Here is a 20,201-nt window from a genome sequence, read left to right on the forward strand (position 1 = left end):
CGTGCTGGGACACCGCCCGACCGATCTCCTCGAAGGAGCCCCGATGACCGGCATCGACTTCGACTGCACCTGCTGCGCGACGACCCACTGCGGCACCGACGGGACCCGGGACCGGCCCTGGCCCGTGCTCGGCTTCCACCGTCCCGATCCGTATCTCGCCCTCTCGCCGCAGGAGCTGCGTGACTGCGACGCCACCGACGACGCGTGCTGGATCGCCCGGCCCGACCGCACCGACTTCTTCGTGCGGGCGAAGATGCCGATGCCGATCCGGGCGGACCCGCTGCGACGGCTGGACCACGAGCCGTGGGTCCGCATCGGCGAGGACGACTTCGTGGACATCCTCAGCCACATCGAGGACGACGCCTACCGCGCCGAGTACGCGGGGCATCTCGCGACCGCCCTGCCCGGCTACGAGGACACCGAGGGCGTGCCCGTGCTCGTGCGCAGCCAGGGCCATCTCCGCCCGGTCGTCGTCCCGGATCCCGCGGTCGAGCATCCGCTGGTGCGCGACGTCCACGAGGGCATCACCCGTGAGGAGGCCGAGCTGCGGATCCGCTCCTTCCTGCTGCGCTGACGGCTCTCACGTCCCCGCATCACGCGCCCCGCCAGCGCGGCTCCCGCTTCTCGGCGAAGGCCGCCGCGCCCTCGGCCGCGTCCTCGCTCGTGAACACCCGCTGCTGCGCCTCCCGGATCCGCCGCCACGCGGGCCGGCCCCAGCTGTCCTCGTGCACCGTCGCATGCACGAGGTCCTTCGTGGCCCGCACCGCGAGCGGCGCGTTCGCGGCGATCCGCTGCGCGAGCTCGAGCGCCTCCTCGAGCGCGGCGCCCGGGGCGCTGACGGCGTTGACCAGCCCCCACTCCCGGGCCTGCTCGGACGTGATCGGGTCGCCGGTCAGGAGCTTCTCGAGCGCGATCTTCAGCGGCACCTGCTGGGGCAGGCGCATCACCCCGCCCGCCGCGGCGATCAGTCCTCGGCGCACCTCGGGCAGCGTGAGCTGAGCGCCGGGGTCGATCACCGCGAGATCGCTCGCCAGCACGAGCTCCGCGCCGAGGCCGATCGCCGGTCCGTTCACCGCCGCGATCACGGGGACGGACACCAGGTGCCCCACGATCCCCGCGAAGCCCCGCTCGGGCCGGGTGCGGGAGTGGGCGCTCTCCCCGCGGGCGAAGGCCTTCAGGTCCATGCCCGCACAGAAGGCGCGGCCGGCGCCGGTGAGCACGATGACGCGGGTGCCCGGATCCGCCTCGGCCTCCGCGACCGCGTCCCCGAGCGCGGTCGCGAGATCCTCGTCGATCGCGTTCAGCGCATGCGGCCGGTGCAGCGTCAGGACCCGGACGTGGTCGTGCCGTGCGGTGAGCACCAGCTCCCCGCCGCTCATCGCGGACCCATCCTGATCGCCCCGTCGAGCCGGATCACCTCGCCGTTGAGCATCGGGTTCTCGACGATGTGCCGCACGAGCGCCGCGTACTCCGCGGGCCGGCCCAGCCGGCTCGGATGCGGCACCTGCGCCGCGAGCGAGTCGCGCACCTCCTCGCTCAGACCCGCCATCATCGGGGTCTCGAAGGTGCCCGGCGCGATCGCCATCACCCTGATCCTCGAGGCGGCCAGCTCCCGCGCGGCCGGCAGCGTGAGCGCGGCGACGGCCCCCTTCGAGGCTGCGTACGCGGTCTGCCCGATCTGCCCCTCGAAGGCGGCGACCGACGCGGTGTTGACCACCACCCCGCGCTCCTCGCCGAGCAGCGGCACGCCCTGCATCGCCTCGGCGGTCCGACCCAGCACGTTCACGGTGCCCAGCAGGTTCACCCGCACCACCTGCTCGAACCGGGCGAGCGGCATCATCCCCCCACGGCCCACGAGGCGCTCGGCCTGCACGATCCCCGCGCAGCTGACCACGACCCGCAGCGCACCGAGCGAGCCGGCCAGCTCCACGGCCTCGCGCACCTGCTGCTCGTCGGTCACATCGACCGGGGCGAAGCGCGCCCCGCCACCGATCCCCTCGGCGACGGCCTCGCCGTCGGACCCGGGCAGGTCCACGAGCACCACGCGTGCCCCTGCCCTCGTCAGCTCCTCGGCGGTCGCGCGTCCGAGTCCCGAGGCGCCTCCGGTCACGAGCGCGACGCTCCCTGCGACATCCATCTGCGGGTCACCTCCCTGCCCGCGCCCCGTCGCGCGAGCGGTCCCTCTCGCCGTGAGCCTAACCCGGGCCCCGAGCGGCACGGGGTCGAGCGCCTAGACTGACGCGCATGCGCATCGCCCGATTCACCACCGGCGAAGACCCCATGTTCGGCATCGTCCAGTCCAAGGACGGCCAGGACATGGTCTACGGCATCACCGGTGATCCCCTGTACACAGAGATCCGCCCCACCGGGAAGATCCTCCCGCTCGAGGACGTGCGCCTGCTCGCCCCCGTCATCCCGCGCTCGAAGGTGGTGTGCGTCGGCCGGAACTACGCCGCCCACGCCGCCGAGCTCGGCAACGAGGTGCCCGACCAGGCGCTGTACTTCCTCAAGCCCAACACCGCCGTCGTCGGCCCCGGCGACCCCGTGGTCATCCCCTCCTACAGCCAGGAGGTGAGCCTCGAGGCCGAGCTCGCCGTGGTCATCAAGCGGATGGCCAAGGACCTCGCCCCCGAGCAGGTCGCCGATCATGTGCTGGGCTGCACCTGCGCGAACGACCTCACCGCCCGCGACTCCCAGCGCGAGGAGGACCAGTGGTTCCGGGCCAAGGCCTTCGACACCTCGTGCCCGATCGGGCCCTGGATCGAGACGGACCTGGATCTCACCGCCCCCGCCGGCCTCTCCATCACCTCCGCCGTCGACGGGGAGACCGCCCAGTCCGGCACCACCGCCGACATGCTCCGCGGCGTCCCCGAGCTGATCGCCGAGATCTCCTCCGTGGTCACCCTCCTGCCCGGCGACCTCGTCCTCACCGGCACCCCGGCCGGGGTCCGGACCGTCGAGGCCGGTTCCCGGATCGACGTCGAGATCGAGGGAATCGGCACCCTGAGCAATCCGCTCGTGCGCCGCTGAGCCCCGCCCTGCCCCGCACCCACCTCCACCGCCCCCTGCCCGAGGAGCATCCCCGCGTGACCACCACCCCCGCCCCCGCCCCGACTCCCGCCGACGAGGTCCGGGTCCGCTTCTGCCCCAGCCCCACCGGCACCCCGCACGTCGGCATGGTGCGCACCGCCCTGTTCAACTGGGCCCACGCCCGCCATCACGGCGGCAAGCTGATCTTCCGCATCGAGGACACCGACGCCGCCCGTGACAGCGAGGAGTCCTACCACCAGCTGCTGGACGCCATGCGCTGGCTCGGCATCGACTGGGACGAGGGCGTCGAGGTGGGAGGCCCGCACGGCCCCTACCGCCAGTCCCAGCGCGGCGAGATCTACCAGGACGTCATCGCGAAGCTGAAGGACGCCGGGCACATCTACGAGTCCTTCTCCACCGCCGAGGAGATCGCCGAGCGCCACCGCGCCGCGGGCCGCGACCCGCAGCTCGGCTACGACGGCTTCGACCGCGACCTCACCGAGGAGCAGAAGGCCGCCTTCCGTGCCGAGGGCCGCGAGCCCACCTGGCGCCTGCGCATGCCGCAGGAGGACATCACCTTCACCGACATGGTGCGCGGCGAGATCACCTTCAAGGCCGGCTCCACCCCGGACTTCGTCGTGGTGCGCGCGAACGGCCAGCCGCTCTACACGCTCGTGAACCCCGTGGACGATGCGCTCATGCGCATCACCCACGTGCTGCGCGGCGAGGACATCCTCTCCTCGACCCCGCGCCAGATCGCGCTGTACCGGGCGCTGATCGAGATCGGCGTCGCCGAGCGGGTGCCCGAGTTCGGTCACCTCCCCTACGTGATGGGGGAGGGGAACAAGAAGCTCTCCAAGCGCGATCCCCAGGCGGACCTCTTCCTCTACCGGGAGCAGGGCTTCGTCCCCGAGGGCATGGTCAACTACCTCGCCCTGCTCGGCTGGGGCTACAGCGCCGACGAGGACATCTTCAGCCGCGACCAGCTCGTCGAGCGCTTCGACGCCTCGGACGTGAACCCGAACCCGGCCCGTGTGGACCTCAAGAAGGCCACCGCCATCAACGCCGACCACATCCGCCTGCTCCCAGGCGACGTCTTCGTCGAGCGCCTCATCCCGTACCTCCAGTCCGGGGGCGTGCTCGGCGAGACCGTCACCGAGCAGCAGCGCGCCCTGGTCGCGGCCGCCGCCCCGCTGGTCCAGACCCGCATGAACGTGCTCGGCGACGCCCCAGACCTGATGGGCTTCCTCTTCACCCCCGACGAGGAGCTCGTGGTCCAGGACGACGCGCTGAAGAAGCTGGGCGACGACCCCGTCGCCGTGCTCGACCGCGCGATCGCCGAGGTCGAGGCCCTCCCGGCCGACGACTTCACCGCCGCGCGCCTCGAGCCCGCCCTGCGCGGGGCCATCGTCGAGGACATGGGCATCAAGCCCCGCCTCGCCTTCGGCCCGCTGCGCTCGGCGGTCTCCGGCCGGCGCATCTCCCCGCCGCTGTTCGAGTCGATGGAGCTGCTGGGCCGCTCCTCGTCGCTCGCGCGCCTGCGCTCCCTGCGCGAGCGCCTCGCGGCCACCGCGGAGGCCTGAGCCTCGGGCTGTGGGGCCCGGCCGCCGTGCGTGCCGAGCCTCACAGCCCAGAAGGCCCTTCTCGCTTTGTGCTCGGCGGGGGAAGCCGGTAGAGTTCTTTCTCGGTACGGCACGCAGAGCGGACCGGGAAGCCCACGGAGACCACCGGGGAGCGGAACGGAAAGGGATGCGGAAAGTACTTCTCACCATGGGGTATGGTGTAATTGGCAACACAACGGTTTCTGGTACCGTCATTCTAGGTTCGAGTCCTGGTACCCCAGCGCTACGCAGCGGTCCTCCGCTGCACGGCCCGCGCCCCGTTCGTCTAGCGGCCCAGGACGCCGCCCTCTCACGGCGGTAACACCGGTTCAAATCCGGTACGGGGTACGACGCGAGATCCTCGGATCTCGCTCCCGCCCCGTTCGTCTAGCGGCCCAGGACGTCGCCCTCTCACGGCGGTAACACCGGTTCAAATCCGGTACGGGGTACGAGCAGGAGCCGGCACCACAGGTGCCGGCTCCTTTTCCGTCTCCGCTCCTCGTCCCTCCCGGTCGCCCTGACCGGCCCCGACGGAGTATCGTCGTGACATGACGCACACAGGAGCCCCGAGGATCACCGTCGGAGTGTTCGACGCCGACGAGTCCGATCACGCGGTCCGCTGGGCCGCCCGTCACGCCGCCGCCGTCGGCGGCAGCCTCCATCTCGTCCACGCCTTCGTGTGGACCGAGCTCGACGTCAACATCGACCCGATCTCGGGCATGCCGGGCTCCGGCTTCCGCGGCGCGGCCGACGCCCTGCTGCGCGAGGCCGCGCTCCTCGCCCGCGAGCGAGCCCCCGAGGTCGAGATCACCTCCGAGGTCATCGACGGCAACTCCGTGCCCGTGCTGGTCCACGCGAGCGAGGACTCCGACCTGCTCGTCCTCGGCGGCCGGGGCCTGGGCCGGCTGATGACCCTCATCGTCGGCTCGAAGAGCCTCGCCCTCGCCGCGCGCGCCCACTGCCCGGTGGTCGTGGTGCGCGGGGACATCGACGGCGACGGCCCCGTGGGCCTCGTCCATCACGAGACCGCGACCGAGGTGGTCACCCGCGCCGCCGACCTCGCCGAGGCCTACGGGCGCGACATCCACCTCGTCGTGCGTCCGGGCACCACGCCCGAGCAGGCCCAGGAGATCCTCGCCGCGACCGCTCAGCGGATCGCGCTCAGCCACCCTTCGGTGTTCGTCAGGGATGTCGCCGTGGCGACCTCCGACAACGCGCGCCAGCTGGTCGAGGCCAGCGAGAACGCGAGCATCATGGTCGTCGCGGGGGAGCGGTCCGACGGCCCCGGCGGGAAGGTCTCCGCGCCGCGGCAGCTCGTGAACGTGCTGCGCTACGCGAACACCCCCGTGTGGATCGAGCGGGACTGATCCGGAGCGAGCGTGACCGGCCCGAGGGGCCGCTCAGACCCCCGCGCGCCGCAGCAGCTCGGTGAGGTGGTTCGCCGAGCTCATCACCGAGGGGGCGTGCAGACGCCCCGGCTGACGGGTGATCCGCTCGATGGGTCCCGAGACGCTCAGCGCCGCGACCACGCGACCGTTCGGCCCGCGCACGGGCGCGGAGACGGAGCCGACGCCCGGCTCGCGCTCGCCGATCGACTGCGCCCAGCCGCGGCGGCGCACGGCCGAGAGCTGGGTCGCGGTGAAGCGCGCCCCGAGCAGGCCGCGGTGCAGCCGGTCCGGCTCCTCCCAGGCCAGCAGGATCTGTGCGGCCGAGCCCGCCCGCATGGTCAGGGCCGCCCCGAGCGGCACCGAGTCCCGCAGGCCGATGGGTCGTTCGGCGGCGGCCACGCAGATGCGGTGGTCGCCCTGGCGGCGGTAGAGCTGCGCGGACTCCCCGGTGTGGTCCCGCAGCGCGGCGAGCACGGGGCCCGCCGAGGCGAGCAGCCGGTCCTCGCCGGCGGCCGCGGCGAGCTCCCCGAGCCGCGGGCCGAGGATGAAGCGGCCCTGCATGTCGCGCGCGACCAGATGGTGGTACTCCAGCGCGACCGCGAGGCGGTGCGCGGTGGGTCGGGCCAGGCCCGTCGACTGCACCAGCTGCGCGAGCGTGGCGGGGCCCGCCTCCAGGGCGCCCAGCACGACAGCGGCCTTGTCCAGCACGCCGACGCCGCTGCCGTTCTCCTCCGGGGTGTTGTCCATGCTCCGATACTGCCGTCTTGTTGAGTGAGACGCAAGTGCATCGCATCGTGGACCGGCAGACCATTGCCTCGAGCGCTCGCACCCCGAGCGCCATCGAGCACGGAGCACGCGCCCGACCCAGGGCGCAGGGAAGGATCGTCATGGCGGGGACCCTCGCGGAGAAGGTATGGGCGGATCATGTGGTCCGCCGTGGAGAGAACGGCGAGCCGGACCTGCTGTACATCGACCTCCAGCTGCTCCACGAGGTCACGAGCCCGCAGGCCTTCGACGGCCTGCGCCAGGAGGGCCGCCTCCCGCGCCGCATCGACCAGACGATCGCGACGGAGGACCACAACACCCCCACGATCGACATCGACAAGCCGATCGCGGACATCACCTCCCGCACCCAGATCGACACCCTGCGCCGCAACGCCCAGGAGTTCGGCGTGCGCATCCACTCCCTGGGCGACCGGGACCAGGGCATCGTCCACGTGGTGGGGCCGCAGCTGGGCCTGACCATGCCGGGCATCACCGTCGTGTGCGGCGACTCGCACACCTCCACCCACGGCGCCTTCGGCGCGCTCGCCTTCGGCATCGGCACGAGCGAGGTCGAGCACGTGCTGGCCACCCAGACGCTGTCGCTGACCCCCTTCAAGACCATGGCCATCAACGTCACGGGCTCGCTGAAGCCGGGCGTCACCGCGAAGGACATCATCCTCGCCGTGATCGCGAAGATCGGCACCGGCGGCGGCGCGGGCTACGTGCTCGAGTACCGCGGCGAGGCGATCCGCGAGCTCTCCATGGAGGGCCGCATGACCATCTGCAACATGTCCATCGAGGCCGGCGCCCGCGCCGGCATGATCGCCCCGGACGAGACCACCTTCGAGTACGTCAAGGGCCGCCCCCACGCCCCGCAGGGCGAGGACTGGGACGAGGCCGTCGCCTACTGGAAGACGCTGCGCAGCGACGACGACGCGACCTTCGACGCCGAGGTCGTCATCGACGCCGACGAGCTCGAGCCCTTCGTCACCTGGGGCACGAACCCCGGCCAGGGCCTGCCGCTGTCCGCCGCGGTCCCCGCCCCCGAGGACTTCGTGGACGAGACCGACCGCTACGCGGCCGAGCGCGCGCTGGAGTACATGGACCTCGTCCCCGGCACGCCGCTGAAGGACATCAAGGTCGACACCGTCTTCATGGGCTCGTGCACCAACGGCCGCATCGAGGACCTGCGCGCCTTCGCCTCCGTCCTCGAGGGCCGCACCAAGCACCCCGATGTGCGCGTCATGGTCGTCCCCGGCTCCGCCCGCGTGCGCCTGCAGGCCGAGCAGGAGGGCCTGGACGAGATCTTCCTCGCCTTCGGCGCCGAGTGGCGCCAGGCCGGCTGCTCGATGTGCCTGGGGATGAACCCCGACCAGCTCGCTCCGGGCGAGCGCGCCGCCTCCACCTCCAACCGCAACTTCGAGGGCCGCCAGGGCAAGGGCGGACGCACCCACCTGGTCTCGCCCGTCGTCGCTGCGGCGACCGCGGTGCGCGGCACCCTGTCCTCCCCGTCGGACCTCGGCGCCCCGGTCGCTCCCGCCGCGCCCTCCGACCTCCAGCCCACCGCCTGAGGAGCCCGCCATGGAAGCCTTCACCACCCACACCGGCATCGGCGTCCCGCTGCGTCGCAGCAACGTCGACACCGACCAGATCATCCCCGCCGTCTACCTCAAGCGCGTCACCAAGACCGGCTTCGACGACGGCCTGTTCAACGCCTGGCGCACGAACGACCCCGAGTTCGTGCTGAACAAGCCCGCCTACGCGAAGGGCTCGGTGCTCGTGGCCGGCCCCGACTTCGGCACCGGCTCCTCCCGCGAGCACGCCGTCTGGGCGCTGCGCGACTACGGCTTCAAGGCGGTCCTGTCGACCCGCTTCGCGGAGATCTTCCGCGGCAACGCCGGCAAGCAGGGCCTGGTCGCGGGGATCCTCTCCCAGGACGACATCGAGCAGCTGTGGAAGATCCTCGAGGAGACCCCGGGCGCCGAGGTGACCGTCGACCTGGAGAACCGCCAGGTCCACGCCGGCGAATCGACCTTCCGCTTCGACATCGACGAGTACACCCGCTGGCGCCTCATGGAGGGCCTGGACGACATCGGCCTGACCCTGCGCCACGAGGCGGAGATCACCGCCTTCGAGGCGACGCGCCCCGCCTGGATGCCCAAGACCCTGCCCGCGCGCACCGCGGACTCCGTCTGACCTCCTGCCCGGGGGACGGGCGGGCCGCTCCGGTATGGTGAGCCGGTCAGATATGGGCGCGCTGACGTCCGTCCCTCCAGGCAAGGACACCATGAGCTCCACATTCCACGTGCGCGGCGGTCGCCCGCTCGACGGCGAGATCACCGTCCGCGGCGCGAAGAACCTGGTCTCCAAGGCGATGGTCGCCGCCCTGCTGGGCACCTCCCCGAGCGTGCTCCGCTCGGTGCCGGACATCTCCGACGTGCGGATCGTCTCGAACCTCCTGTCGATCCACGGCGTGAAGATCGAGCACGACGTCGCCGGCGGCGAGCTGCGCCTGGACCCCTCGAACGTCGAGCGGGCCCACGTCGCGGACATCGACGCCCACGCCGGCAGCTCCCGCATCCCGATCCTCTTCTGCGGCCCCCTGCTGCACCGCCTGGGCGAGGCGATCATCCCCGACCTCGGGGGCTGCCGCATCGGCGACCGGCCCATCAACTACCACCTCGACGTGCTGCGCAGCTTCGGCGCGATCGTCGACAAGCGCGAGATGGGCATCCACATCACCGCGCCGAACGGCCTCAAGGGCACGAAGATCCGCCTCGAGTACCCGAGCGTCGGCGCGACCGAGCAGGTGCTGCTCACCGCGGTGCGCGCCCAGGGCGTGACCGAGCTGGTCAACGCCGCGGTCGAGCCGGAGATCGAGGACCTCATCGCGGTGCTGCAGAAGATGGGCGCGATCATCTCCCTGCAGACCGACCGCACCATCACCATCGAGGGCGTCGACGAGCTCGGCGGCTACGAGCACGTGGCCCTCGCCGACCGGATCGAGGCGGGCTCCTGGGCCTGCGCGGCGCTGGTCACCGAGGGCGACGTGTTCGTGCGCGGCGCGCAGCAGAAGCCGATGGCGACCTTCCTGAACATCTTCCGGAAGGTCGGCGGCGGGATGGAGATCCGCGAGGACGGCATCCGCTTCTTCCACCCCGGCACCCCGCTGCGCGCGATCGCGCTCGAGACCGACGTGCACCCCGGCTTCATGACCGACTGGCAGCAGCCGCTCGTGGTCGCCCTCACCCAGGCCGACGGCATCTCGATCCTCCACGAGACGGTCTACGAGAACCGCCTGGGCTTCACTCGCGCCCTGAACGACATGGGCGCCCGGATCCAGGTCTACCGCGAGTGCCTCGGCGGCTCCTCCTGCCGCTTCGGTCGCAGCAACTACAACCACTCCGCCGTGGTCTCGGGCACCACCGCCCTGCGCGGCGCGGACATCACCGTGCCGGACCTGCGCGGCGGCTTCTCCTATCTCATCGCCGCGCTCGGCGCCGAGGGCGTCTCCACGATCCGCGGCATCGGCCTGATCGACCGCGGCTACGAGTCCTTCCGCGACAAGCTCACCGCGCTCGGCGCCGACTACTGGGAGGGCGAGGAGTGAGCATGCCCGAGGAGAACCCCCCGGAGGTCAGCACCTCCGCCCCGATCGCCGGCGCGACCGGCTCCCTCGCCCTGCGCGACATCCCGATCCCGGACTACTGCGACGTGGTCGTCGTCCCCACCGGAGGCGTCGAGGAGCCCGATCCGCGGGTCTGGGCCGAGGCGATCTTCGCCCACGAGAACTCGCCGCTGACCTCCCGCGGCCTGCGCGCCCTGCGCGACGAGGCGGTGCGGCTGTTCGACATGGTCCCGCCGCCGCAGAAGGAGTTCGTGGCCGACGAGGTCGTGGGCTCCGAGGCGCTGATCGTGGACGACGACGAGAAGCTCACCGTCCGCATCGGCGTGGCCCTCCTGCCCGGCGGCGAGCTGCTCCAGGTCACCACCGCCGTGAAGTACCGCTCGGTGCGCGGCCGCCTCGCCTTCGCCCCGCGCCGGCTGATGCACGCCGCCGCGGTGAACACCCTCGCCCGTCGGGCGCCGACCACGATCCGCAGGCGCGCGCTGGCGGGCGATCCCCGTGCCGCCTCCCTCACCGGCCAGGTCTCCCGCCGGGCCCTCGGCCGGGGCCCCTCGACGGATCGCTGATGTCCCTGCTGCGCAGCTGGGACGTGGGCACCGCCCGCGAGCCCGCCCGCCGGGCAGGACTCGTCATCGACCTCGCGCAGCTCCCGCTGCGCCCCCTGGTCGCGGCCCTGACCCGCCCGCAGTGGCAGGGCACGGAGAACTTCCCCGCGACAGGTCCCGTGATCGCCTGCGGCAACCACCTCAGCGCCGTCGACCCCCTCGCCTACGGCCACCTCCTGCAGGCCTCCGGCATCGCCCCGCGCTTCCTCGCCAAGGAGTCGCTGTTCCGCGTGCCCGTGCTCGGCGCGCTGCTGCGCGGCGCCCGGCAGATCCCCGTGCGGCGCGGCACCTCCCGCTCCCGCGACGCCCTGGCCGCGGCCCGTGCCGCCCTGGACCGCGGCGAGCTGCTGATGGTCTTCCCCGAGGGCACCTACACGCGCGATCCCGCGCTCTGGCCCATGCAGGGCCGCCTCGGCGCGGCCCGGCTCGCGCTCGCCACCGGCGCGCCGCTCCTGCCGATCGCGACCTGGGGCGGGCGGGGGCTGTGGCCCGTCGGCTCCCCGCTGCCGCGCCCTGCGCGCGGCCGCCGCGTGCGCATGCTCGTCGGCGCCCCGTACACCGTCGCCGCGGCCGAGGGGGAGAGCGAGCACGAGGCCGCCGGGCGCGTCACCGAGGACCTCATGACCCGCATCGCGACGCTGCTCGGGCAGCTGCGAGGCCTCACCCCGCCCGCGGTGCTGCACGACCCGCGCGCCGACGCCCACCGCCCCGAGATCGGGCGCCCCCAGCAGGGGTTCCGCGCCCCGGAGGAGCCCGCCCGATGAGCACCGCACCGCACCTGGCCGTCCTGGGCGCCGGCTCCTGGGGGACCACCTTCGCGCAGGTCCTCGCCGACGGCGGCGCCGAGGTGACCCTCTGGGCGCGCCGCGAGGAGGTCGCCCGCGAGATCGACCGCGACCATCGCAACAGCGCGTACCTGGGCGATCACCCGCTGCCCGAGACCCTCCGCGCCACCGCGGACGTCGCCGAGGCGCTCGAGGAGGCCGACGGCGTCGTCGTCGCGATCCCGGCCCAGTCGATGCGCGCGACCCTCGAGCCGTGGCCCGAGCTGCCCGCCGTGCCCGTGCTCTCCCTCACCAAGGGCATCGAGCGCGGCACCGACGCCCGCATCAGCGAGATCCTCGTGGGTGCCGGGGGAGCGGACCCCTCGCTCGTCGGCGTGCTCTCCGGCCCGAACCTCTCCGGCGAGATCGCCGAGCGCCGCCCCTGCGGGAGCGTCGTCGCCGCCCCGAGCGCCGCTCTCGCGGAGACCTTCGCCACCTGGTGCGCCGCCCCCTATCTGCGCGCCTACACCTCCACCGACGTGGTCGGGGTGGAGATCGCCGGGGCCGTGAAGAACGTCATCGCGATCGCCGTGGGCGCCGCGACCGGGCTCGGCCACGGTCACAACACCACCGCCTCCCTCATCACCCGGGGCCTCGCGGAGATCACCCGGCTCGGCGTCGCCCTCGGCGGCCGCCGCGAGACCTTCTCGGGCCTGGCGGGGATGGGCGACCTCGTCGCGACCTGCTCCTCGCCGCTGAGCCGCAACCACCGCCTGGGCCTCGCCCTCGGCCGCGGGCTCGACGTCGACGCGGCCGCGCGGGAGGTGGGCCAGACCGCCGAGGGCGTCGCGACCGCCCGCGCCGTCGCCGAGATCGCCGCCCGGCACGACGTGGACATGCCGATCACCCGCGCGGTGGTCGCCGTCGTGGACCACGGCGCACGGATCGACGAGGTCACCACGGCCCTGCTGTCACGCTCCGTGCGGCCGGAGTGACTACCCTCGCCCTATGAGCACCACCGTCGCCCTCCTGTTCGGGGGCCGCAGCGGCGAGCACGGCATCTCGTGCATCACCGCCGGCGGCATCCTGGCCGCGATCGACCGCACCCGCTTCGACGTCGTCGCGATCGGCATCACCCGCGAGGGCCGCTGGGTCCACGTCTCCGACGACCCCTCGGACTGGACGATGGTCGACGGCCGCGCCCCCGAGGTCTCCCCGGGCGGCGACGAGGTGCTGCTGCCCGCCTCCGCCCACCGCGCCGGGGAGCGCACCGCCCTGCGCATCGTGCGCGACGGGCGCGTCGAGCCCCTCGCCGAGGTCGACGTCCTCTGGCCGCTCCTGCACGGCCCGTACGGCGAGGACGGCACCGTCCAGGGCATGCTCGACCTGCTCGACATCCCCTACGTCGGCTCCGGGGTGCTCGGCTCGGCCACCTCGATGGACAAGGCCGCGACCAAGATCGCCCTGCGCGCTGCGGGCATCGAGTGCGCCCCCGGGATCGTCGTGCACGAGGACCGCTGGGCGGCCGGCGCGGACCAGGTCCTCGCCCACCTCGAGAAGCACCACCCCCGGCCCTGGTTCGTCAAGCCCGCCCGCGCCGGCTCGAGCCTCGGCGTGAGCCGCGTCGAGGAGGTCTCGCAGCTCGAGGTCGCGATGAAGACCGCCTTCGCGGAGGATCCCAAGGTCCTCGTCGAGGAGGGGATCATCGCCCGGGAGATCGAGTGCGGCGTGCTCCAGGCCCGTGACGGCGGCGAGCCCCGCACCACGCTCCCCGGTGAGGTGAAAGTGGGCGCGGACCTCGACTTCTACGACTACGAGGCGAAGTACTTCGGCAAGGGCACCGTGAGCATCGACGTGCCCGCGGGCCTGCCCGACGGGGTGCTCGAGGAGGCCCGCGAGATCGCCCGCCGCGCCTTCGGCGCCCTCGCACTCGAGGGGCTCGCCCGCGTGGACATGTTCGTCACCGCCGACCACCGGATCCTCGTCAACGAGGTCAACACGATGCCGGGCTTCACCCCGTACTCGATGTTCCCGGTGCTGTGGGAGTCGATGGGGCTCACGTACGCCGAGCTCATCGCGGACCTCGTGGACCAGGCCGCCTCGCGCCGCCTCGGCCAGCGCTGACAGGGTCGGTTCAGCCCTCGGGCGCCTCGTAGCCCTCGTCCCCGGGGCCCAGGCAGAAGTCGGTCGCCTCGATGTTCCGGGTGACCACCTGGGTGAGGTCGAGCGGCGCGGCCGAGGGCTGGTCCGGCGCGGCCGAGCGCGGTACCGACACGTCGATCGCCGGCTCGCGACCGTAGGTCGTGTACAGGAAGGTGTCGTCCTCGCCCTCGCGCACGATCCAGTCCACCTCGGTGCCGTTCTCGTCGGCGAGGGTGGTGCACTGATCGGTGGTGGGCCCGGGTGGGGTCACGCCGCAGCGCATCACCACGGTGTCCTCGCCCTCGCCCCAGGCGACCGTGCCCTGGCTCGAGGTCTCCACCCGGTCCATCCCGAGCACCTGCGGCGGCGCGCCGAGCACGATGTCGGCGCAGACCGGGTCCGCGGCCGCCTCCCCGGCCGGCACCCGCACGGTGCCGCAGGAGGCGAGGCCGAGCGCGAGCAGTGCGGAGACGGGGAGCACGGCGAGTCGTCGGAGGAGCACGCGCCGAGCCTACCCGCGCGATCCGGCAGACTGGGACGATGACCGCCCCCGTCCCGCCCCGCCTCTCCGAGGCCGCGATCCTCGCCGCCGTGCTCCCGCAGCTGCCGACTGCCGAGCACGTCGAGATCGGTCCCGGCGACGACGCGGCCGTGGTGCGCCTGCCCTCGGACCGCCTCGTCGTCACGACCGACGCGCTCGTCGAGGGGCACGACTTCCTCCCCGGGGCCACCCGCCCGCGCTGGATCGGCGCGAAGGCTGCCGTGCAGAACCTCGCCGACGTCGCCGCGATGGGCGCCCGCCCCCTCGCCCTCGTCGTCGCGCTCTCCGCCCCCGCCGGGACACCGCGCGAGGTGTTCACCGAGCTCAGCGCAGGGCTCGCCGAGCGCGCCGGCGCCGACGGCGCGATGCTCGTCGGCGGCGACCTGGGCCGCGCCGACCGCCTCACCCTCGCGGTGACCGCGATGGGAGCCCTCGATCCCGGCGCCGCGCCCGTGCTGCGCTCCGGCGCCCGCCCCGGCGACGTCCTCGCGATCGGCACCGAGCGTCTGGGACGTTCCGCCGCGGGCCTCGCCGTGGTGCTCGACGGCCGCGCGGAGGTCGACGCCGAGGGCCGGATCGCCCTCGAGGGACTTCACGCCCCCGGCACCGCGGACCTCGTCCGCCACCACGACGCCCCGGTGGTCGATCTCTCCCTGGGCTGGGGCGCCGGCCGCGGCGCGCACGCCATGATGGATCTCTCGGACGGGCTGGTCCGCGACGGCGGCCGCCTCGCCGACGCCTCCGCGGTGCGGATCGACCTCGACCGTGAGGCTCTCGCGCCGGATGTCGAGGACCTCGCCCCGCTCGCCGCCGAGCTCGGCGAGGACCCGTGGTCATGGGTGCTCCACGGCGCCGAGGAGCATGCGATGCTCGCCTGCTTCGCCCCGGGCGCGATCCCCGCCGGATTCCGCGCGATCGGCCGGGTGCTCGCCGCCGACGAGACCGCGCCGGCCGTCACGCTCGACGGCGCGTCCATCCCCGGCGAGGGCTTCGACCACTTCGGCTGAACGGCGCGCGGCGGGCGGTGGCGAGTGCGGTCTATGCTGGCCCGCGGCGCGACCGCGCCCGACCCGCGACCGTCGGAGGAGACCCCATGCCGATCACCGTCAAGGCCCTGCAGAAGACCGGACCCGATCAGCCGTTCCGCGTCACCACGATCGAGCGGCGCGACCCGCGGCCCGATGACGTCGTCATCGACATCGAGGCCGCCGGGATCTGCCACAGCGACATCCACACCATCCGCAACGAGTGGGGCGAGGCGCACTTCCCGCTGACCGTCGGCCACGAGATCGCCGGCACCGTCTCGGCCGTCGGCGCCGACGTCACGGACTGGAAGGTCGGGGACCGCGTGGGCGTGGGCTGCCTCGTGAACTCCTGCGGGAGGTGCGAGGAGTGCCTCGCCGACCAGGAGCAGAACTGCCTTGAGGGCAACGTCGGCACCTACAACGCGACCGACGTCGACGGCACCATCACCCAGGGCGGCTACGCCGAGAAGGTCGTCGTCAACGAGCGCTTCGTGTGCCGCGTCCCGGACGCGCTGCCCTTCGATCAGGCCGCTCCGCTGCTCTGCGCCGGGATCACCACCTACGCCCCGCTGCGCCGCTGGGGCGCCGGCGAGCAGGTCGCCGGCCGCGCCAAGCGCGTGGCCGTCCTCGGCCTCGGCGGGCTCGGCCACATGGGCGTCCAGATCGCCGCGGCGATGGGTGCCGAGGTCACCGTCCTCTCCCGCACCCTGCGCAAGGAGGCCGACGCCCTCGCCCTCGGCGCGAAGCGTGTGCTCGCCACGAGCGACGAGGGCTTCTTCCGCGCCCATCGCGGCGAGTTCGACCTCATCCTCAACACCATCAGCGCCGACATCCCGGTGGACCGCTACCTGAGCCTGCTCGCCCCGCGCGGCGTGATGGCCGTGGTGGGTCTGCCGCCCGAGAAGCAGTCCCTCAGCTTCGGCTCCCTCATCGGCGGCGGCAAGGTCCTGGCCGGCTCCAACATCGGCGGCATCGCCGAGACCCAGGAGATGCTCGACTTCTGCTCCGAGCACGGGATCGCCGCGAAGATCGAGACGATCTCGGTGGACGAGGCAGACGCGGCCTACGACCGGGTGGTCGCCGGCGACGTGCACTTCCGCGCCGTCATCGACACCGCGACCTTCGCAGGCGCCGCGGCGGTCTGAGCCCGGGCCGACGGCAGCGGGGAGAGGGTGCCCGATCCCGGGTCAGCCCCTCCCCGCTTTGTCGTCGAGAACAGCCGTCAGGAGCTGTGTCCTCGGCCATCGTCGATCCCAGCACGGGCGAGCGCGTCCGGATGCACGAGAGCCCCCACCCGATCGGGCGGGGGCTCTCGAGAGATGAGTCCTTGCGGTCTCGCTCAGGCACCGAGCGTGCTGACCTTGCCTGCCTTGAGGCAGGAGGTGCACACGTTCACGCGCTTGCTGGTGCCGTTGATCACAGTGCGGACCGACTGGATGTTCGGGTTCCAGCGACGCGAGGTGCGGCGGTGCGAGTGGGACACGGCCTTGCCGAAGCGCGGGCTCTTGGCGCAGATGTCACACGTGGAAGCAGCCACTGTCGTCTCCTGGTACGTCGATGTTCTGATCGCGGTGCCCGCTCCACCCCCGCGCCGGAACGGCGGGGTCGGTGACCTGGGTGAGCACGGAGGTGCGAGCCCCCGGCGGTCAGGGCAACCACGGAATCATAGCTCAGAAGCCCGGGAGCCTGAAGGGAGGGGCTCGTCCACGACGCTGTGGATTCCCTCACGATGTCCCAGGGCGATGGCACGATGGGTCCGCGGCGGCGCGCTGCGAGCACTGCACGGGACGAGGAGAGGACGCGATGGCCAGGAGGACCAGCACCACGCGCGGTGCGATGCCCCTGTCGGAGCTGCTGGTCTCCAAGGAGTCCAAGGCGATGGCGTCCTTCGGCGTGCGCGATCTCGAGGCGATGCTGCGCTTCGTCCCGCGCCGCTACGTCATCCCCGCTCCGCTGCGCTCGCTGCGCGAGATCTCCGAGGGGGAGGAGGTCAGCGCGATCGTCCGGGTCGAGTCCGTCCGCTCCCGGCAGATGCGCAGCCGGTACGGCTTCATCCTCGAGGCCGAGGTCTCCGACGGCTCCGACGTGCTGCCGCTGACCTTCTTCCTGCCCAAGCAGCACCACGTCGAGTGGTACGAGAAGCGTCTCCCCGTCGGCGCCACCATCTGCGTGCACGGCGCGGTGGGCCGGGACCAGTACCGCGACGCGCTCCAGCTCACCCACCCCGCCTTCGAGCCCGTCGAGGACACCGAGGAGGGCCGCGCCTGGGCGCAGCGTCCCCGCCCCGTCTACCCGCTGAAGCAGAACATCGCCCTGGCCACGATGCGCTCGGCGATGGAGAAGGGTCTCGAGTTCGCGGACACGATCACGAGAGCCGTCCCGGAGGAGGTGCTGGGACGCCGCGGCCTGCCCTCCCTCCCCGAGGCGGTGCGCCTCGTCCATGCCCCGCTGACCATGGAGGACGCCCGCCGCGGCATGGCCCATCTGCGCTTCGAGGAGGCCTTCGTGCTGCAGACGATCTTCGCCCAGCGCCGCGCCCAGGACGAGCGCACCCCCGCCCCGCGCCTGCGCGAGGCGGGACCCCTCCAGCAGCTCTTCGACGAGCGCCTGCCCTTCACCCTCACCGACGGCCAGCGCGAGATCGGCGACCGCCTCGCCGAGAGGATCGGCAACGGCCACCCCACCAGCGCCCTGCTCCAGGGCGACGTCGGCTCCGGCAAGACGGTCATCGCCCTGCGCGCCATGCTCCGCGCCGTCGACTCCGGCCACCAGGCCGTGCTGCTCGCCCCCACCGAGGTCCTCGCCGAGCAGCACCACCGCACCGTGCTCGAGCTCCTCGGCGCCCTCGGCCGCGCCGGCCAGCTCGACGCCCCGCCGGAGGCCACGCGGGTGCGCCTGCTCACCGGATCCCAGCGCACCTCCGCCCGCCGCGAGACCCTGCTGGACGTCACCTCCGGCCAGGCCGGGATCGTGGTGGGCACCCACGCCCTGCTCACCGAGGGCGTCGAGTTCGCCTCCCTGGGCCTGGCCGTCATCGACGAGCAGCACCGCTTCGGCGTCGACCACCGCCGTCGGCTGCGCGCCAAGGGTCCCGAGGGCATGAGCCCGCACGTCGTGGTGATGACGGCGACGCCGATCCCGCGCACCGCCGCGCTGGCCACCGTCGGCGACCTCGACGTGCTCACCCTCGCCGAGAGCCCCGGCCGCCGCGCCGGGGTCGAGAGCTTCGTGGTCCACGAGAAGCTCCCCGCCTGGGAGCAGCGCATGTGGCAGCGCGCCGGGGAGGAGATCCGCGAGGGCCGACAGGTCTTCGTCGTCTGCGCCCGCATCGACGAGGACGACGCGGCCGATGACGCCCCCGCCCCGCCCGTCCTCGACGAGCACGGCAAGGAGCAGCCCCCCGCCCTCGAGCCCGCCCGCGGCGTCACCCAGACCGCCGAGCGCCTCGCCTCCCGCCCCGAGCTCGCCGGCGCCCGGATCGGGGTGCTCCACGGTCGGCTCGGCGGCGAGGAGAAGGCGCAGGTGATGGACCAGATGGTGCGCGGCGAGCTCGACGTGCTGGTCTCCACCACCGTGATCGAGGTGGGCGTCGACATCCCGAACGCCTCGGTGATGATCGTGCTGGACGCGGAGCGCTTCGGCGTCTCCCAGCTCCACCAGCTGCGCGGCCGCGTGGGCCGCGGCGAGCACCCCGGCATCGCCTTCTTCGACACCAGCGCAGTCGTCGACCAGGAGCACTCCCGCCACCTGCGCGCGATCGCCGATGCGCCCGACGGCTTCGCCCTGGCCGAGCTCGACCTGCGCCGCCGCGGCGCGGGCGATCTCGTGGGGGAGGAGCAGTCCGGCCTGCAGCGCACCCTGAAGCATCTCGACGTGCTGCGCGATGCGCGCTGGATCGAGGTCGCCCGTGAAGAGGCCTTCGCCCTCGTCGGCGGCGACCCCGATCTCGAGGACCATCCGGACCTCGCCGCCGCTGTCGCGAACCGGCTGCGCGACGCCGATCCCGACGTGGAGAGGAGCTGACATGCCGCGGATCATCTCCGGCACCCTCGGAGGACGCACCATCCCCGGCCCGCCCGGGAAGGGCACCCGCCCCACCTCGGACCGGGTGCGAGAGGCGCTGTTCAGCCGGCTCGACGGCTGGGACGCGCTCGACGGCGCGCGGGTGCTCGACCTCTACGCGGGCACCGGCGCGCTGGCGCTCGAGTCCCTCTCGCGGGGCGCCGCGCATGCCGTCCTCGTCGAGCTCCACGGGCCGACGGCGCGGCAGCTGCGCCGCACCGCCGCCCAGCTGGGCCTCGCGGCGCAGGTCGACGTGCGTGCCGGGAAGGCGGCCGCCGCCGCGGCCGGCCTCGCCGGGCACGGCGCGACCCTCGTCTTCCTCGACCCGCCCTACGAGGTCGCGACCGAGGAGCTCGAGCAGCTGCTCGTCATGCTCCGCCCGGCCCTGACCGACGACGCTCTCGTGGTCCTCGAGCGCTCCTCGCGCAGCCGCCCGCTCCGCTGGCCCGAGGGCTGGGCCGACGACGGCACGAAGTCCTACGGCGAGACCGTGCTCCAGTTCGGCGGGCCGGTGGGTGTGGAGGGCGGCGGCGAGGCGGTCGCAGGACGCTGAGCTCCGCCCGCCGCCATCCACATTTCCGCCCGCCTCTTGCGCCGCGGCGAAGAATGTGCCGCGCGCGGTGCCGCAGGAATGCATTCCGTCCTGACCG

The 20,201-nt window shown here is 73.1% G+C and carries 20 protein-coding genes and 3 tRNA genes; 18 read left to right on the forward strand and 5 right to left on the reverse strand.

All coding sequences use genetic code 11. From position 1 onward, the window contains the following. Positions 1-43 precede the first annotated feature (43 nt). Positions 44-574, forward strand: coding sequence for a DUF2199 domain-containing protein (locus D1648_RS10310; RefSeq protein WP_122941422.1), 531 nt, complete (start codon positions 44-46; stop codon positions 572-574). 19 nt (positions 575-593) lie between these two features. Here the strand turns inward: D1648_RS10310 and D1648_RS10315 are convergent, their stop codons facing one another. Together D1648_RS10315 and D1648_RS10320 are read right to left on the reverse strand one after the other, a co-directional pair. Next, entirely contained in the window at positions 594-1,379 is a 786-nt protein-coding gene (locus tag D1648_RS10315) for a crotonase/enoyl-CoA hydratase family protein (RefSeq protein WP_122941425.1), read from the reverse strand. After that, positions 1,376-2,137 carry an SDR family NAD(P)-dependent oxidoreductase gene (locus D1648_RS10320; RefSeq protein WP_122941427.1) on the reverse strand — a complete coding sequence of 254 codons (762 nt, stop codon included), beginning with the start codon at positions 2,135-2,137 and terminating at the stop codon, positions 1,376-1,378. Before D1648_RS10320 ends, D1648_RS10315 begins: the two co-directional genes overlap by 4 nt. A gap of 107 nt (positions 2,138-2,244) precedes the next feature. Between D1648_RS10320 and D1648_RS10325 the strand changes: the two genes are divergently transcribed. The 6 genes from D1648_RS10325 to D1648_RS10350 all read left to right on the forward strand — a co-directional run bounded on the left by D1648_RS10325 (position 2,245) and on the right by D1648_RS10350 (position 5,998). Then, on the forward strand, positions 2,245-3,030 hold the full coding sequence (locus D1648_RS10325) for a fumarylacetoacetate hydrolase family protein (RefSeq protein ID WP_122941429.1): 786 nt from the start codon (positions 2,245-2,247) through the stop codon (positions 3,028-3,030). A 56-nt stretch (positions 3,031-3,086) separates the two neighbouring features. Beyond that, entirely contained in the window at positions 3,087-4,613 is a 1,527-nt protein-coding gene (gene gltX, locus D1648_RS10330) for a glutamate--tRNA ligase (RefSeq protein ID WP_122941431.1), read from the forward strand. Positions 4,614-4,801: 188 nt separating this feature from the next. Then, a tRNA-Gln gene (locus D1648_RS10335) sits at positions 4,802-4,873 on the forward strand. A gap of 33 nt (positions 4,874-4,906) precedes the next feature. Continuing rightward, positions 4,907-4,979 (forward strand) — tRNA-Glu (locus D1648_RS10340). A 28-nt stretch (positions 4,980-5,007) separates the two neighbouring features. Next, positions 5,008-5,080, forward strand: a tRNA-Glu gene (locus tag D1648_RS10345). 99 nt (positions 5,081-5,179) lie between these two features. Next, positions 5,180-5,998: a universal stress protein gene (locus D1648_RS10350; protein WP_122941433.1), complete on the forward strand. Its 819-nt coding sequence runs from the start codon at positions 5,180-5,182 to the stop codon at positions 5,996-5,998. Positions 5,999-6,031: 33 nt separating this feature from the next. Here the strand turns inward: D1648_RS10350 and D1648_RS10355 are convergent, their stop codons facing one another. Next, on the reverse strand, positions 6,032-6,766 hold the full coding sequence (locus D1648_RS10355) for an IclR family transcriptional regulator (protein WP_122941435.1): 735 nt from the start codon (positions 6,764-6,766) through the stop codon (positions 6,032-6,034). Positions 6,767-6,906: 140 nt separating this feature from the next. On the opposite strand from D1648_RS10355, the gene leuC reads away from it, so the two are divergent. From leuC to D1648_RS10390, 7 genes are all read left to right on the forward strand, one after another. Next, a complete protein-coding gene (gene leuC, locus D1648_RS10360) occupies positions 6,907-8,355 on the forward strand; it encodes a 3-isopropylmalate dehydratase large subunit (RefSeq protein ID WP_122941437.1) in 1,449 nt (482 codons plus the stop codon). A gap of 10 nt (positions 8,356-8,365) precedes the next feature. Beyond that, positions 8,366-8,980, forward strand: a complete 615-nt coding sequence (gene leuD / locus D1648_RS10365) for a 3-isopropylmalate dehydratase small subunit (protein ID WP_122941440.1) — start codon at positions 8,366-8,368, stop codon at positions 8,978-8,980. A 91-nt stretch (positions 8,981-9,071) separates the two neighbouring features. Next, entirely contained in the window at positions 9,072-10,394 is a 1,323-nt protein-coding gene (gene murA / locus D1648_RS10370) for a UDP-N-acetylglucosamine 1-carboxyvinyltransferase (protein WP_122941442.1), read from the forward strand. A gap of 2 nt (positions 10,395-10,396) precedes the next feature. Continuing rightward, positions 10,397-10,978, forward strand: coding sequence for a hypothetical protein (locus D1648_RS10375; protein WP_122941444.1), 582 nt, complete (start codon positions 10,397-10,399; stop codon positions 10,976-10,978). Continuing rightward, complete coding sequence (locus D1648_RS10380) at positions 10,978-11,781, forward strand: 1-acyl-sn-glycerol-3-phosphate acyltransferase (protein WP_164518676.1); 804 nt, start codon at positions 10,978-10,980, stop codon at positions 11,779-11,781. Before D1648_RS10375 ends, D1648_RS10380 begins: the two co-directional genes overlap by 1 nt. Then, positions 11,778-12,776: an NAD(P)H-dependent glycerol-3-phosphate dehydrogenase gene (locus tag D1648_RS10385; RefSeq protein ID WP_122941448.1), complete on the forward strand. Its 999-nt coding sequence runs from the start codon at positions 11,778-11,780 to the stop codon at positions 12,774-12,776. The genes D1648_RS10380 and D1648_RS10385 overlap by 4 nt, the downstream gene beginning before the upstream one ends. A 13-nt stretch (positions 12,777-12,789) precedes the next feature. Then, on the forward strand, positions 12,790-13,905 hold the full coding sequence (locus tag D1648_RS10390; protein WP_122941450.1) for a D-alanine--D-alanine ligase family protein: 1,116 nt from the start codon (positions 12,790-12,792) through the stop codon (positions 13,903-13,905). Positions 13,906-13,915: 10 nt separating this feature from the next. On the opposite strand, the gene D1648_RS10395 is transcribed toward D1648_RS10390, so the two are convergent. Then, entirely contained in the window at positions 13,916-14,425 is a 510-nt protein-coding gene (locus D1648_RS10395; protein ID WP_122941452.1) for a DUF3515 family protein, read from the reverse strand. Between the two features lie 38 nt (positions 14,426-14,463). Here D1648_RS10395 and thiL point away from each other — a divergent pair, with 38 nt between their 5' ends. Both thiL and D1648_RS10405 read left to right on the forward strand, forming a co-directional pair. Continuing rightward, positions 14,464-15,471: a thiamine-phosphate kinase gene (gene thiL, locus D1648_RS10400; RefSeq protein ID WP_122941454.1), complete on the forward strand. Its 1,008-nt coding sequence runs from the start codon at positions 14,464-14,466 to the stop codon at positions 15,469-15,471. An 86-nt stretch (positions 15,472-15,557) separates the two neighbouring features. Continuing rightward, positions 15,558-16,634: an NAD(P)-dependent alcohol dehydrogenase gene (locus D1648_RS10405; protein WP_122941457.1), complete on the forward strand. Its 1,077-nt coding sequence runs from the start codon at positions 15,558-15,560 to the stop codon at positions 16,632-16,634. A 194-nt stretch (positions 16,635-16,828) separates the two neighbouring features. Here the strand turns inward: D1648_RS10405 and rpmB are convergent, their stop codons facing one another. Then, complete coding sequence (rpmB, locus tag D1648_RS10410; protein ID WP_082358657.1) at positions 16,829-17,026, reverse strand: 50S ribosomal protein L28; 198 nt, start codon at positions 17,024-17,026, stop codon at positions 16,829-16,831. A gap of 266 nt (positions 17,027-17,292) precedes the next feature. Between rpmB and D1648_RS18430 the strand changes: the two genes are divergently transcribed. Together D1648_RS18430 and rsmD are read left to right on the forward strand one after the other, a co-directional pair. Then, positions 17,293-19,512: an ATP-dependent DNA helicase RecG gene (locus D1648_RS18430; protein ID WP_122941459.1), complete on the forward strand. Its 2,220-nt coding sequence runs from the start codon at positions 17,293-17,295 to the stop codon at positions 19,510-19,512. A 1-nt stretch (position 19,513) separates the two neighbouring features. Beyond that, complete coding sequence (gene rsmD / locus D1648_RS10420; RefSeq protein ID WP_122941461.1) at positions 19,514-20,104, forward strand: 16S rRNA (guanine(966)-N(2))-methyltransferase RsmD; 591 nt, start codon at positions 19,514-19,516, stop codon at positions 20,102-20,104. Positions 20,105-20,201 lie beyond the last annotated feature (97 nt).

Source organism: Brachybacterium sp. EE-P12, from assembly GCF_003711805.1.
Lineage (GTDB): Bacteria > Actinomycetota > Actinomycetes > Actinomycetales > Dermabacteraceae > Brachybacterium.